Origin of the sequence: Lysinibacillus sp. NPDC095746, from assembly GCF_044763535.1 — a bacterium.
Classification (GTDB): domain Bacteria; phylum Bacillota; class Bacilli; order Bacillales_A; family Planococcaceae; genus Lysinibacillus.
This window is the reverse complement of sequence record NZ_JBIWGL010000016.1, coordinates 62686-76693: the sequence shown is the minus strand read 5'-3', so window position 1 is coordinate 76693 and position 14008 is coordinate 62686. Positions and strand designations below refer to the sequence as shown.

The window sequence follows — 14008 nt, the reverse complement described above, 5'->3', positions numbered from 1 at the left end:
GTGATCGCTGTAAAATCGGAAATGGAAATGAAGGACATGCACACAAAGAAGTGAACAAATCTCTCGCCTCCACTTCTCAATCCCCGAAGAATGTGTTGCTGTCTTGAACAAATCGGCAGGTCTCCTGGCTCGTGCTTCCTCCAAATGATTACCTTCCCGTTCTTCACAGTGGCCAATTCATCATTTGTCAGCACTTACAGTTGCGGGGACAGCTTCGGCCTAAGATGACTCTTTTTCCGAATTCCCTTTTAAACCATATTGGTACCGCTCGTCCAAAATACTATATATAGTGTTTTAACTCCTAAACAAATCTAACATATTGTGTTTATTGTTGCAATAGGTGTTTTGCCCCTTGCACGTTATAAAGTGCTACATTTTCTCGAAGCAAGCCCAATTACAATGCAGTTTTACGTAGTTTTTCAAAATTTCTAGGAAATTTTTTTTGTGCTAGCTGCTCTTTTTCTGGCTGAATTCCTAGCAAAACTACTGCACATGGACCAGCCGATTTCTCAATATCTAACGAACTTTTGACCTGTTGCTCGCCAAAAAGTCGGGTAAATTCGACTTGTAGACCTTTTGATCCAACTGGCCATACTTGCTGCACTATTCCCTCTTTCCACGCCTCAAAAATAGGTTGGAGCTGCGCCACATCTTCAGGCTGTGCAAGGATTTCATTGCCTACAAGCGGTAATCCATAGGTGTACCAACTAAGCTGTTCATACTCAGTTGCTGTGCGTGTTTGCTGCTCACCTAGCATCGTTATAGACAAACCTGATTGTAGAGTCGGCATATTGGACTCTGTACTACCATCTATTTGTGGACAATTAAGACCCGTCTCAGCAAAAACCTGCTGAATGCCTGCAACGTAACGAGCCCATGCAGCATCCCCTGAAAAATTAGCGAGTATAATATGGCTTGGTAAAGCATTTGCAGCAAGCTGCTCTATAAAAGTAACACGCGCCGTCAAGTATGCCGTTAATTTGTCTGGAGCAGACACAACATCTTGTGGTTTTTCACCAATTGCTGCAGCATTATCAGATGTTGCAATCAACCGACCTATTTGTATTGCATTTCTCAATGGACTCGACCTTCCTTACGCATAAACACTTTAGAGAGAATTGGCATCACAATGGCAACAATCACTAGATTTATGAGTGTTGCCAATGGAAGACTAGTCAGTGATGCCCAGTAAAATGCAGGACTAATGATAAAATAAAATGGTAAAGGTGCAACAACACCATTGAAAACAAGTGCCACAGGCCATTTCCAGAAATGCATTCCTTTTTTATGCATTACCCCAAAGACCCATACAACAATAAACATTTCTACTGCGATAATAATATGTAGTGGCCCATATGGAAAGCCAGTAGTTAAGGCTGAGATAAAATGCCCAATGACTCCCGCAACCCCTGCTAATACTGGAGATAAAAATACAACGCTCAACAATGCAGGTGCAGAGTCAAGCGCAGCAGTTGAAATAAATGTTGGAATTTTAATGACTGCACCAACTGCACAAATTGCCGCTACCATGGCAGTGAGCGTCAATTTCATCAATCTTTGTCGATCCATCCCATTTCCTCTTTCCTGTTATATTTAGCTCGTCATGATAACGTAGGTCGATTTCCGTTCCCGTTGGACGCTAGGTCGCTGACGCGCAGAGCAAAGCGCTTTCCGGGGGCGCCAAGCCTCCACTCCGATCAACTTATTTACAAAACATACGTCTTTGCAAATCTCATCCCCAAATGAAAAGCCTAATAAGTTTTTTTAAAACTATATTATTTGATTCGTTCCCCGATACCGTACCAAATGCGTACGACTTGTTCGGCTTCAGCGAATAATGCCTGGTACAAACGCCCACATGTATCACGCAACAATCGTGCCTGTTTTTCCATTGGCACAACTCCACGACCCATATCGGTCACTATTATATAGACTGCACAATTTTTTTCAAGAGTCTTTAATCTTGTCAAAATGGTTTTGACAAGGGGTTCATCATCCTCAAGATTTTGTGTCACGAGCCATTTCTCTATGTTTTTAATAATTAGTACATTACAGGCTGGGCTGGCATCAGGTAGATTGCCATCTACTAGCTCAACTTTTTGACCTGCAAGCAATTTCATGACATAGTCGGTTTTTCCACTATAGGCGCCTCCGATAAAGACATGCATCTCGCTCCCTCCTCCCAAGCCTTTCTTGTAAACGTTAAAGAAAACATTTTATCATGCGGTGTTTGATATGACCAAAAAGTTTGCTCAGTCGGTGCAAATTCTACAAGAAGTGCTCGAATAACTCCGCCATGGACAACGAGCTGATAAACATCCTCACCTTTTGGTAACTCAGTGAACCCTTCAATGACTCGCGCACAAAAAGCATCAAAGCCTTCCCCCCTTGGAGGCGGTGACTGTACGGGGTCATCTAACCATGCACAATAGCGACTATCTGTTTTCAAGTCCTCATATGTTCGTCCTTCAAATGCACCGAAGTTCGACTCTCGAAATCTTTTATCAGACACATATGTTGCATTCGGAAAATAATGGGCAGCGGTTTCCCTACAGCGCAGCAAATCACTACCATACACCTTCGTGACTTCTGAATCTACTATAGTCAGCAAAGATGCATCAGCTAATGAAGAATCTGTCCAGCCGATATATCGCTTCTCCAAATTTTCCTTTGTTGGGGCATGTCTCATTAAGTGAACAATAACAACGTCACCCACAGTACAACCTCCATTCCTTCAATTGATGCACCGAGTAAATCTCCAGAAACACCACCAAAGTTGCGCATTGTAAATTGCCGGAACACTAAAAAGGCGATTGCTAATACAGCTATTAACACTAGTGGAACAATTGAGAAACCTAAGACAAACAACAAGCTACTATACGCCACAACTAAAGTGATAAGCATAAAGGTAATGAGTATTCCCGGCTTAATATGTGTTTTAAAAAAGTAGGCAAGCCCCTTTTCTTTCGAGCATTTGAGCGACATAAAATAAAAGCTCATGCCTACTCTTGTTAATAACGGAATAATTACAGGCATCCATAGTGCAAATTTATGCTGTACGAATAATTCATGCAGTATCACAAATTTGCCAAGCACTAGAAATAGCACAGATAGTACTCCAAATGCACCAACACGTGGATCATCTAAAATTTCTAGCCGCTTCTCACGATCTCGATACGAAAAATAAGCATCCCCCATATCAATAAAACCATCTAAATGCAAACCACCCGTAAATAAGGCAAATAATCCGACAATCACAAAAGTAAGCAAAATTTCACTGCTTGCCGTCCATTCTGTTAAACAATAGATCACCGCCGCCACTGTAGTACCCATGAGAGCCCCTATCCATGGTAAAAAAGCGAACATCCCGGTAATAGTTGCCTTTGTTAACGGAATTTCTTTATGTACCGGCAAAACTGTAAAAAATTGAAACGCAAGTTGTATGCTATGCCAGAAATTTTTCATCGTCTTGCCTTCTTTCTTTTTATTTTCAAAGCGTTATTTATTATTTCCATTTCTTCACGATACCGTAATTTATTTCATACGCCTCATCCGCTATAGAAACGAACCATTGATGTAATTTCCCAAGGGTTTGTCGGTATAATTCTACTTCCTCGCTAGAATATGGAGGCTCATCGAATAATTCGTTTGAGACGATAAAAAACGTCACCCTTTTCTCAAGTAACGTCTCTACCGCTCTTTTTAAAACATCAAGCTTTTGCTCTAAACAGCAAGGTTGTTCCACACAGGGAGTTCCCGTGTCAAAACCCTCGTAAAAAGCATTTGTCAGCCATGTTGTAACACAGTCCCATAACACAACATCTCCATCAGTCAGTTTATGCAATGTTTTTGCCATGTCATAAGGTGCTTCTATCGTCAACCATTCCATATTTTGTGCTTGTCTATCTGTTTGATGACGTACTATTCGCTTCTCCATCTCATCGTCCAACGCTACTCCAGAAGCAATATAAATAAGTCGTCGTGCTTGGTTAAATTCTGTTTGATAGTGAGTAACAGCCGCTTTTTCAGCAAAGTGGGATTTACCACTACGTACCCCCCCTGTAATGAAAATTAGTGGCATCGTTAAGCCTCCTGTTGTAAATGTTGAATGTTCCCGATATCTTTTACGAGCCATTGTTGCTCGACTTTCTCAATAATCGTGACACTTGTACCATTTATAAATGGTTCTGCCCATAGCTGATTGATGCTTCGCCCTAAAATGGCGTTTATGACGCATTTAATCGTTACAGCATGGGACACAATTAAAACATTATTCTCGGGATATTGTTCTGCAATTTTCGATAACGTAAATAGGGCTCGTTCTGTTACCGTACCAAAGCTTTCCGTATGGGTTGCGACGAATTGTCCTGGATAATCGGTATATAATTCATAATCAAGGCGATGTGTAGTCATAATGTCCTCGACTGTTTTCCCTTGCCAATCGCCTAAAAAAATTTCCCGTAAATTATCCTCATAATAGATTGGAAGCTGGCGATTATCTAGAAGAATATGCAGCGTTTCCTTAGCACGGCCACTTGAACTACTATATGCCGCTGCAAAAGAGCATTTTTTCAAATGATCTCGAAGTTTTTCTGCATGTAAAATACCATCCTCGGATAATGGCGAATCTAACCATCCCTGTAGTCGATGCTCTTTATTCCACATCGTTTCGCCATGTCTTATTAAATAAAAAGTTGTCAACTTTCTCACCCCTAATTTGCAATCAATTGTGCCCTTGCATAATTGTGTCCGGAATCGGCTTTGTGCTTGGACCTGCATATATTTTTTGCGCGAAAACGTAGCGGCAGCTGCAGATGTCTTTTGTGCGAAAGCGCAGCGGCAGCAACAGATGTCTTTTTGTACGAAAGCGCAGTGCTAACGTAGCGGCAGCCACACCGTTGCAGGGCAGTTAGCCGTTATCATGGATGTGATGATTTTAGGCTAACATCCCCTATGCACACCTTTCCGATTTCGTGACACACCCCGGAGGCTTTAGGCCAATACGAGGTTGGTTACTCAGTCATTGCCACATGGCGTGGCATTCTTAGACTGAGTGCCTTTATTTCAGCGGATTTTTTTGTACCGAAAGCCTAACGTCAGGTACAGATGATTGGACATCCGCAGAAAGGAGACTTAAAACCTTATTCATTTCACCACCTATAGAAGAAGGAGATTTCTGCTGAAAGAAGTTAAACCACGCCTGCAAACAATTTTGTAAATACGTCATAGCCGCAATATCTTTAATGCCAATTCGGAACCATTCACCATTTAAGCCCATAAAGTTTTTTGTATGGCGCAGGACGACGCCCTTTGATAAACAGTATGTAAAAAATGTATCCGCTTGCTGATTTTTCGGTAATGTAAAACATACAAAATTTGTTACACTATTTGTCACCTGACAACCATGTTCTTGTAAATAGCTCTGTAGTGATTCCCGTTGATTTTTAGCATAGGCAATAGCTTGCTCACAATATTCGTGTTCATCTAAACAGCCAGTGCCTATCACAAGGGCAAAAGCATTTAAGTTCCAATGCGGTAGGATAGACTTTAGATCAGCAACAACTATTGGGCTCGCCACTAAATAGCCTAGACGTAATCCTGGAATCGCATACATTTTGGTCATCGAACGAACGATGATTAAATGAGGATTTTCCGCCACATATTGGATCAAAGAACAGGCCTCATCTACCCAATCAATAAATGCCTCATCAAAAACCAGCTCACAATTGACCTTTGTACCGTGAGCGATTAATTCGAGAAGCTCCTCTTTCTTAGGAAGCACCCCCGTCGGATTGTTCGGTGTACAAATATATAATGCGTCTGCATTCGCCATTTCACGCTTCAGATGCTCCATCGGCAATGTGTAATGGACAATATCCTCAACAATGACAGGCACAATTTCAGCGCCTACTGCTCGTAATGTTCGTTCATATTCTGAAAAAGTTGGATGTACGATAATAACACGCTTATTAGCGTAGCGTCTAACTAGAACACTAAAAAGCTCGGATGCACCGTTACCTAGTAATACAGAATCTTTCTGAACACCATGAAAAGCTGCCACCTTTGATAAAAACGGCTCACCGTCCGGATCTGGATAACGTTGAATGAGCGGATAAAATGTCCGCCAACGCGCCTCAACAAACAGGGGTGGCCCTGCCGAATTAACATTTTCGCTAAAATCATACACCTCTTCGGGCATATTAAGTCCTAGCTGATGATAAACATTTTGCGGATTTGCTCCGTGATTAGGTAATTGCAAAAATTAACACCTCCACTGTTAACATAACAAGCGTAAAGAGCAAGGTCGCGGTACGCATATGAGTAACAGACGTTGCAATATGCTCTTTAGTTAATGGAACTAATTTCTCGCCCATTATTTCTCGATAAGAAACGACACCCTTATATGTATTTTTTCCACCAAGCTGTACCCCTAATTGAACAGCTGTAGCTGCTTCTAAATAACCACTATTAGGACTTGGATGCTTTTTCGCATCCTGTGCCCAACGTTTTAAGCGCTTACCCAGAGATACATTCGTTTCATTTTTTGTACCTAGCACCATCAGTAGACCTGTTAATCGACTTGGAATAAAATTTAGTACATCGTCTAGCTTTGCAGCAAACATACCAAAATCTTTATATTGATCGTTTTTATAGCCAATCATAGAGTCTAACGTATTAATGGCCTTATAGCCCCATAACCCGATTGCACCAAATAAAAAGGCATAAAATAGTGGTGCGGTTACACCATCACTCGTATTTTCTGAGACCGTCTCAACAACGCCTCGTACAATCTCATCTTCGTCTAACTTCTCCGTGTCACGTCCGACAATCCAAGAAAGCTTGACACGAGCTTCAGCAAAATCGCCTTTAACAAGCGGTTCATAAACTGCCATCGCCGCTTCCTTCAAGCTACGCTGTGCGAGTCCAATCCCAATTAATAATCCCTCAACCAATATGCCAAATAGTGGGCTAACATGATAGCTTAATAGCATAATGGCCGTTACAACAAACATCGTTGTGCCTACTACAGCGAGTGACATCACCATGCCACGGAACTTTCTCATTCTTCCTTTATTCCATAATTCTGTTTGAGATTGAATAAGCTTCCCAATCCAGCGAACTGGATGAGGCATTTTAGGAGGATCACCCACGATTAAATCAAAAACAAGCCCAATGATACAGGCAATCACTAGTGCCATCATAAAGGATTCTCCTCTTTGTCTTTTTTATATTTTTGAATAGCCTCACGCATCGTTTCATAAACACCATGGCCAATGACCTTTCCTAGCATCGTAATCGGTCCAGCATATTGATGGTAATCGCCTTCCTCTGTTGAAGCAATTAACAAACTATCCGTTGAGGTACCTGTAGCTTGTGTACCCGTTATTGGATCAGTTATCCCCTCATCAATAAGTGCTTTGACCTTAGCCTCTGTCGTAGAAATCATTGCCTGAAATAAAGCTTCATCCGACAATCTTCCATTTATCAGTACCCACGTATTAATAGTCCCAGCATGATACTGCTCCTGACGATGAAAGGCACGTGTAATATCGACGGCATTACCAAGACCTGCCGTAATCATTATGACAAGATGAATTCCTTCATATGTAAACTCACGAATTGTCGCATATCGGGCATAGACAGCCGTCATCATCGCAACTGTATTGTCAATCGGAAAGCCTTCAGACTGCAAAAACCGTTGTAATTCTAACTGTGGTTTACGTTCATCATACGTATAAGGCACTGAACGATTCATCAAATGTGTATAAAAGCCAAAGCCAGGATTATGTACTGCAGAGGATACGACCTTCATTGGTGAATCTGTTTGGATGGCAACATAATGGTCGGAAATATGAATATCTTCCTTACGTAGTACTGGCATTATCTCGCCCCCTATTCAATGTATAACAAAAAATAAAAAAACAAATTCCTACAAAGAAGAATTTGTACTGTTTAGTCTTAAATTAAAAACCTATCTCAAATATAAACCTTTTGAATTTGCGTACAGATCACAACTTCATAATACTCGAATTATTTATTTTTTTGAAATTGTATCACAAATCCACATTTTATCACAATTCTATTTTGAGATATTCCGCTATTGCCTTTGTTTTAAAGTTTTAAAACGAATAATTGATCCCGCAATGATAAACACCCAGCCAATACCGATATAAACAATTTTCATTGTTTTTGTCGAAGACGGTAAAATATCCATGATTGTTAAACAAACAAATAGTATACCAATCATTGATAGCAACATACCAATTGATAATTTTTTCAACAGAAAGACCTCCAATCAATGTACGCCCTTGATTTTACCGTATTCCCGTCAAAAAGAAAACACTAATCCAGTTTAAGGATTAGCGTTTACAACACATTTACGGGCAGTAATTGATCTGTACCGAAAGCACAGCGACAGGTACATCGTCTGTACCGAAAGCGCAGCGGCAAGTACAAGACTCCACCCAAAACTTTAGCGAAAGCAAAAAGTTAGGTAGAACATTAGCTGCCCGTTACAGTGGGGCTGAAGAACCCCCACTGATTAAGTCACACTTTTGTCCCTTATACTCTCACATGTGCAAAAAATTCCCCATAAAGTGCTTGTAAAATTTGATTTTCATATTCTTGTAGTACACCGAATACTAGACTAACTTCAGATGAGCCTTGATTAATCATCTCTATATTTGCACCTGTTTTTGAAATTGCAGTTGCAGCACGTGCCGCTAGACCCGTGTTATTTCGCATGCCTTCGCCTACAATAACAATCATAGAAAACCCATGACGCATTTGCACATCATCTGCATTCAACTCATTTTTTACACGAGCTAAAATTCTTTCTTCATTTTCAAGTGTAATTTGATTTGAACGCATAATGACAGAAATATCGTCCAAACCAGAAGGTGTGTGTTCATATGAAATATTTTCATCTTCTAAAATTTGTAGAAGCTTACGGCCAAAGCCTACTTCCCTATTCATCAAATATTTCGACACATATAAAGTTGAAAAGCCACTGTCTGCCGAGATACCTGTAACCGGACGTCCTGTTACAGAGCGTCTTGGGACAATACGAGTACCCGGAGCTGATGGATTATTTGTATTTTTTATGTTAACTGGCACCCCAATCTTGTACACAGGCATCAACGCTTCATCATGGAAAACCGAAAAGCCTGCATAGGATAATTCGCGCATTTCGCGATACGTAATTTCTTTAATTTCCACTGGATCATTCACAACTTTCGGATTCGCGGAGAACACACAGTCCACATCCGTAAAGTTTTCATAGAGCTCTGCTTCAACAGCAGCTGCCAAAATAGAGCCTGTAATATCTGAGCCACCACGATCAAATGTACGTAGTATGCCAGCTTTAGTGTAACCAAAGAAACCTGGGAATACAATAATTTCCTTGGTATATTTTAGGGGGGCTAAATTTACATAAGCCTCTGGTAAAGCATACGTTCGTTCAGGTAAATCATTGACGACCAAACCGTCTTTTGGACTTACGTAGCGTGCCGGCAAACCGATTGAATTAAAATAAGCAGCGATTAGCTTCGCGTTATTGTCTTCCCCTGCCGCTTTGATGCTATCGATAAATAATTCCTTATTCGATTTATCACCTTGTACACGTTCACGTAAATCTTCAGCGATCACGTCACAAATTGTATGATCTAATTCCAAACCATCCGCAATCGCCATAAAGCGATTGACAACGATTTGTAATTTTTCTTCAATTTCTTCATTTTTTAATGCTGCCATTGCTAGGTTAATTAATAAGTCAGTTACCTTTATATCGTCACCAGAACGCTTCCCAGGTGCAGAAACGGCTACGATTTTACGTGCCGGATTAGATTTTACAATGTTTGCTACTTTTTGAATTTGCTCTGCGCTTGCTACAGATGTTCCACCAAATTTACATACGATCATAACCATCAAATCCTAACTTTTTAAATTAAGTGTATTCCTCCAAAAAACAATTGAATGTACACAGTGTACAAATTATCGTTCCCCACGTCAATACAATTTAAAAAATTCACGCAATTAATCGAAAGAAAATGGACAATTTTCACACTGTTTGATTTATTATACGGATTTCGTAGGAAATAGTTAAGGTTTTTACAAATTTTTTTCATAAAATTCCTATAATCGTACAAATATTCGTCTGAACTAGCTGAAATCATCAAATTTACAGAATTTTTCAACGTTAGGTCTAGCATAACAAATCAAACCACGGTCTTTTCGAAAATAAATGTGGTAGTATTTGCTTGTGTAAAGATAAGATGTATCAATTCAACAGCAGAATGTGGGTCTTTATTACAACAAACTACAAGCCGAAGCTCTTCAGGACATGACAATCCCAAGATAATTAGCCAATCAAGGTTTCATGCCCCTCAAACTTAGAGTCGTAATAAAACCAAATAACGAAAAGTACACCATGCAAGAACTAGTTGTACATAGTTAAATTAGCAAGTGTTTTTCAGTAAACTTATGCCTCGGCATAATTGTGTTCGGAATTGGTTTGTGACGCACAAAAAACGCCTTACCGACTCCGTAATACACCGGAGGCTTTAACTTCTTTCTTCGACACCCGATGAAAAAGTGACTTAAACCACATTCTCCCTACCAACTATAGGGTGGGCGATGAATACTGAAAGAAGTTAAATTGTAGTGTCTTTCTTCTATATTAATTGAAGAAAACGCTTTCCCCATTATGATATGCAGAAAAACTTGTGATGTTTGTGCTATTTCGAATGATGTCAAGTAATTCTTTTTTGGATTTTTTATCTGTTTTAGGTGGGTATTGCTTTGATTTGCGTTGGTTTCAGCTTTATTCTATGGAGGGCTGGCTTGATAAGAACCAGAGCAGTTTTTAGAGGGACCCAATCATTTTTTTCTTGGAAAGGGAAGAAACAAAGTATTTTCGTTTACTTTGTAAAACTACACGAATGACAAAGCAGATTATTTTATAGCGAAAAGCCCTAACATAACGTTATGCTAGGGCCTTTTGTATTGTATGTTAAATCAATCCAATTACATTTAAAAATACGATAATAATTGCAATTGGTGCTATATAGCGAAGTAAGAATAACCATAATACAAATAATTTATAGCCTTTATTTTTACTTACACCCAGTTCTTGCATTAACACATCTTTCTTCATTTTAAACGGTACGAAGATCGCCACTAATAGTACACCGAGTGGCATAAGAACATTACTTACTGCAAAGTCTGCTAAATCAAAGACTGTTTTTCCAAACAATTGCACATCGCTTAATACGCCAAATGATAGCGCCGATGGAATCCCTACAACAAAGATTAGTAATCCGACCATCAATGCCATTTTTTCACGTTTCCCCTTACCTTTTGTCGTTAAAGAGGCAACGCTAATTTCCAACATGGAAATGGCTGATGTTATAGTTGCAAAGAAAAATAGTAATAAGAAAATAATGAAGAAAAATTTTCCGAATGCCATTTTACTAAAAATCGCTGGCAAGACAATAAATAATAGACCTGGTCCTTGTGATGGTTCCATTCCAAATGCGAAAACTACAGGGAAAATAGCAAGCCCTGCAAGCAATGTAATCACAAGCGTTAAACCGACGATAGAAAATGCGGAACGCGGTAAACTTTCTTCTTTCGGTAAGTATGAGCTATACGTAACCATTACTCCAACACCGACAGATAACGAGAAGAACGATTGCCCCATCGCATATAAAATAATTTCAGATGTTACATTTGAGAAATCAGGCTGTAAGAAGAAGCGAACCCCTTCTCCAGCTCCATCTAATGTAAGAGCGCGAATAATTAAGACAAAGAATAAAACAAATAGTGCTGGCATGAAATATTTATTTACTTTTTCAACACCATTTTGCACTCCTTTACTAACGATAAATATAGTAATAAGGATAAATAATAGCTGTGACCCAACCGCTAAAAATGGATTGGAAATGATATCATTAAAAGTGGCTTCGTACGCGCCATTTCCTTCCCATAGTCTACCTGTAATTGCATTCCATAAATATAATAAAATCCATCCTCCTACAACACTGTAGAATGAAAGTAATATGAAACATGTTACAATTCCTAATTTACCGACCCACGGCCATAGCGTCTTAGGAGCAATATTTCTATATGCATCAACAGCCTCTTTTTGCGTACTTCTTCCAACTACAAATTCCGCCAATAATAATGGTAAACCAATTAATAAAGTAAAACCGATGAAAATAAGGAAGAACGCACCGCCACCTCCAATACCGGCCATATACGGGAACTTCCAAATTGCGCCAAGACCGATTGCCGAGCCTGCTGCTGCTAAAATGAAACCTAATTTCGATGTCCATTGCTGCGATTCCATCTCTTAATCTCCTCTCTTTTTCTATTTCTTTTTTATTACAATTCGGTCCTTATTCATATTGGTCTATCGTAAGTCCTTTCAAATAAAAATCGCCTCAACGACAACGTAGGGATAATAAAAAAATCACGATACTACCCTAGTTATGAAGATACAACAAGAACAAAACCTTAATAAAAAAGGTCCCTACGCAAATACGTAGGGACGATTAAATATCGCGGTACCACCCTAGTTATGAAGATATAACAAGAGTAAAGCCTTAATAAAAAACGTCCCTACGTTAATACGTAGGGACGATTAAATATCGCGGTACCACCCTAGTTATGAAAATACAACAAGAGGAAGACCTTAAAAAAAACGTCCCTACGTAAATACGTAGGGACGATATATATCGCGGTACCACCCTAGTTGTGAAAAAAATTCTTCACCACTTTATTTGATAACGGTATTCACTACCGTCTTCCACTTCCTCACAATTTGTGATTTATGAAAGATGCTCCAGGTCGAAATTCATGATAATCTATATACTGATTCGCACCAACCATCAGTTCTCTGAAATAGGGAGATTTTCACTACTTAATCCTATCATTGCCCAAATATTAATTTTCCGAATTGATACTATCATTTTTATCACACATTAAATACTGGCGTCAAGTCATTTCGAAGATTCCATCCGTCACTTCGGCGGGTTCTTCCGTCGCTCTGGCGATTCTTTCCTTCGTTTCGATCGTTCCTTCTGTCGCTCTGACGATTCTTTCCGTCACTTCGGCGGGTTCTTCCGTCGTTGGCCGTTCTTTCCTTCGTTTCGATCGTTCCTTCCGTCGCTCTGGCGATTCTTTCCGTCGTTTCGATCGTTCCAAGTGTCAAGTCCTTAATATTGTGTAAAATTCTATACAAAGTTTTTCAACCTTGATTTTAGTTTTTTAAAATTTTTACAGCTTACGTTGGAATTCGCCGCTAAAACTTTGAGTTTCGCCGCCAACCACACAAAGAACGCCGCTAAACCATAGAATTGCGCTGCCTACCAAGCAAAGAACGCCGCTAAACCATAAAGTTTCGATTCTAACAAGCTTTTTCGCGATTCTATCAGCGATGTTCGCGGTTTTATCAGCGATGTTTGCGATTCTATCAGTGATGTTCGCGATTCTATCAGCGATGTTTGCGGTTCTATCAGCGATGTTTGCGATTCTATCAGCGATGTTCGCGATTCTATCAGCGATGTTCGCGATTCTATCAGCGATGTTCGCGATTCTATCAGCGATGTTCGCGATTCTATCAGCGATGTTTGCGGTTCTATCAGCGATGTTTGCGGTTCTATCAGCGATGTTTGCGGTTCTATCAGCGATGTTTGCGATTCTATCAGCGATGTTTAGCGATGTTCGCGATTCTATCAGCGATGTTCGCGGTTCTATCAGCGATGTTTGCGATTCTTTCCGTCGCTTTGGCGATTCTTTCCGTCACTTCGGCGGGTTCTTCCGTCGTTGGCCATTCTTTCCGTCGTTACGATCGTTCCATCCGTCGCTCTGACAATTCTTTCCGTCAATTCGGCAGATTCTTCCGTCGCTCTGGCGATTCTTATTAATTTTTCGTAATCTATTCGCCAACTCTTCTCTCATCCCTCTAATAAAATCCCTTGATACTAAACTTCCCGTATTTACATAC

Annotated in this window: 14 protein-coding genes, 1 riboswitch and 1 other annotated feature; of the genes, 1 reads left to right on the top strand and 13 read right to left on the bottom strand. The window is 39.9% G+C overall.

Annotated features, from left to right (window positions below; translation table 11 throughout):
* Positions 1 to 96: 96 nt before the first annotated feature.
* Positions 97 to 284, bottom strand: a riboswitch (cobalamin riboswitch).
* 110 nt (positions 285 to 394) lie between these two features.
* From ACIQ7N_RS13370 to ACIQ7N_RS13310, 13 genes are all read right to left on the bottom strand, one after another.
* Positions 395 to 1078: a hypothetical protein gene (locus tag ACIQ7N_RS13370; RefSeq protein WP_402932796.1), complete on the bottom strand. Its 684-nt coding sequence runs from the start codon at positions 1076 to 1078 to the stop codon at positions 395 to 397.
* A complete protein-coding gene (locus ACIQ7N_RS13365; protein WP_402932795.1) occupies positions 1075 to 1569 on the bottom strand; it encodes an ECF transporter S component in 495 nt (164 codons plus the stop codon). The genes ACIQ7N_RS13370 and ACIQ7N_RS13365 overlap by 4 nt, the downstream gene beginning before the upstream one ends.
* A 206-nt stretch (positions 1570 to 1775) precedes the next feature.
* On the bottom strand, positions 1776 to 2168 hold the full coding sequence (locus tag ACIQ7N_RS13360; protein WP_402932793.1) for a bifunctional adenosylcobinamide kinase/adenosylcobinamide-phosphate guanylyltransferase: 393 nt from the start codon (positions 2166 to 2168) through the stop codon (positions 1776 to 1778).
* A complete protein-coding gene (locus ACIQ7N_RS13355; RefSeq protein WP_402932791.1) occupies positions 2117 to 2716 on the bottom strand; it encodes a histidine phosphatase family protein in 600 nt (199 codons plus the stop codon). The genes ACIQ7N_RS13360 and ACIQ7N_RS13355 overlap by 52 nt, the downstream gene beginning before the upstream one ends.
* Entirely contained in the window at positions 2689 to 3465 is a 777-nt protein-coding gene (gene cobS, locus ACIQ7N_RS13350) for an adenosylcobinamide-GDP ribazoletransferase (protein ID WP_402932789.1), read from the bottom strand. Before cobS ends, ACIQ7N_RS13355 begins: the two co-directional genes overlap by 28 nt.
* Before the next feature lie 40 nt (positions 3466 to 3505).
* On the bottom strand, positions 3506 to 4081 hold the full coding sequence (locus tag ACIQ7N_RS13345; RefSeq protein ID WP_402932787.1) for a bifunctional adenosylcobinamide kinase/adenosylcobinamide-phosphate guanylyltransferase: 576 nt from the start codon (positions 4079 to 4081) through the stop codon (positions 3506 to 3508).
* A 2-nt stretch (positions 4082 to 4083) separates the two neighbouring features.
* Positions 4084 to 4701, bottom strand: a complete 618-nt coding sequence (locus tag ACIQ7N_RS13340) for a histidine phosphatase family protein (protein WP_132358482.1) — start codon at positions 4699 to 4701, stop codon at positions 4084 to 4086.
* Between the two features lie 358 nt (positions 4702 to 5059).
* The gene (locus ACIQ7N_RS13335; RefSeq protein ID WP_402932784.1) at positions 5060 to 6259 is read right to left on the bottom strand and encodes a pyridoxal phosphate-dependent aminotransferase; all 1200 of its coding nucleotides are present in this window, start codon (positions 6257 to 6259) and stop codon (positions 5060 to 5062) included.
* Positions 6246 to 7202 carry an adenosylcobinamide-phosphate synthase CbiB gene (gene cbiB / locus ACIQ7N_RS13330; RefSeq protein WP_402932781.1) on the bottom strand — a complete coding sequence of 319 codons (957 nt, stop codon included), beginning with the start codon at positions 7200 to 7202 and terminating at the stop codon, positions 6246 to 6248. Before cbiB ends, ACIQ7N_RS13335 begins: the two co-directional genes overlap by 14 nt.
* Positions 7199 to 7882: an adenosylcobinamide amidohydrolase gene (locus ACIQ7N_RS13325; RefSeq protein ID WP_402932780.1), complete on the bottom strand. Its 684-nt coding sequence runs from the start codon at positions 7880 to 7882 to the stop codon at positions 7199 to 7201. Before ACIQ7N_RS13325 ends, cbiB begins: the two co-directional genes overlap by 4 nt.
* Before the next feature lie 216 nt (positions 7883 to 8098).
* Entirely contained in the window at positions 8099 to 8281 is a 183-nt protein-coding gene (locus ACIQ7N_RS13320; RefSeq protein ID WP_132358490.1) for a hypothetical protein, read from the bottom strand.
* A 281-nt stretch (positions 8282 to 8562) separates the two neighbouring features.
* The gene (locus ACIQ7N_RS13315; protein WP_248718906.1) at positions 8563 to 9921 is read right to left on the bottom strand and encodes an aspartate kinase; all 1359 of its coding nucleotides are present in this window, start codon (positions 9919 to 9921) and stop codon (positions 8563 to 8565) included.
* A 1090-nt stretch (positions 9922 to 11011) separates the two neighbouring features.
* Positions 11012 to 12349 carry a sodium-dependent transporter gene (locus ACIQ7N_RS13310; protein WP_402932778.1) on the bottom strand — a complete coding sequence of 446 codons (1338 nt, stop codon included), beginning with the start codon at positions 12347 to 12349 and terminating at the stop codon, positions 11012 to 11014.
* 371 nt (positions 12350 to 12720) lie between these two features.
* Positions 12721 to 12944, bottom strand: a binding site (T-box leader).
* A gap of 494 nt (positions 12945 to 13438) precedes the next feature.
* On the opposite strand from ACIQ7N_RS13310, the gene ACIQ7N_RS13305 reads away from it, so the two are divergent.
* Positions 13439 to 13873, top strand: a complete 435-nt coding sequence (locus ACIQ7N_RS13305) for a hypothetical protein (RefSeq protein WP_402932776.1) — start codon at positions 13439 to 13441, stop codon at positions 13871 to 13873.
* Positions 13874 to 14008: the final 135 nt, after the last annotated feature.

Bases quoted from the DNA above. Each gene is read 5' to 3' on its own strand.
- ACIQ7N_RS13360 (WP_402932793.1), bottom strand. From the start codon at position 2,168: ATGCATGTCTTTATCGGAGGCGCCTATAGTGGAAAAACCGACTATGTC.
- ACIQ7N_RS13325 (WP_402932780.1), bottom strand. From the start codon at position 7,882: ATGCCAGTACTACGTAAGGAAGATATTCATATTTCCGACCATTATGTT.
- cobS (WP_402932789.1), bottom strand. From the start codon at position 3,465: ATGAAAAATTTCTGGCATAGCATACAACTTGCGTTTCAATTTTTTACA.
- ACIQ7N_RS13310 (WP_402932778.1), bottom strand. From the start codon at position 12,349: ATGGAATCGCAGCAATGGACATCGAAATTAGGTTTCATTTTAGCAGCA.
- cbiB (WP_402932781.1), bottom strand. From the start codon at position 7,202: ATGATGGCACTAGTGATTGCCTGTATCATTGGGCTTGTTTTTGATTTA.
- ACIQ7N_RS13305 (WP_402932776.1), top strand. From the start codon at position 13,439: ATGTTCGCGGTTTTATCAGCGATGTTTGCGATTCTATCAGTGATGTTC.
- ACIQ7N_RS13365 (WP_402932795.1), bottom strand. From the start codon at position 1,569: ATGGATCGACAAAGATTGATGAAATTGACGCTCACTGCCATGGTAGCG.
- ACIQ7N_RS13345 (WP_402932787.1), bottom strand. From the start codon at position 4,081: ATGCCACTAATTTTCATTACAGGGGGGGTACGTAGTGGTAAATCCCAC.
- ACIQ7N_RS13315 (WP_248718906.1), bottom strand. From the start codon at position 9,921: ATGATCGTATGTAAATTTGGTGGAACATCTGTAGCAAGCGCAGAGCAA.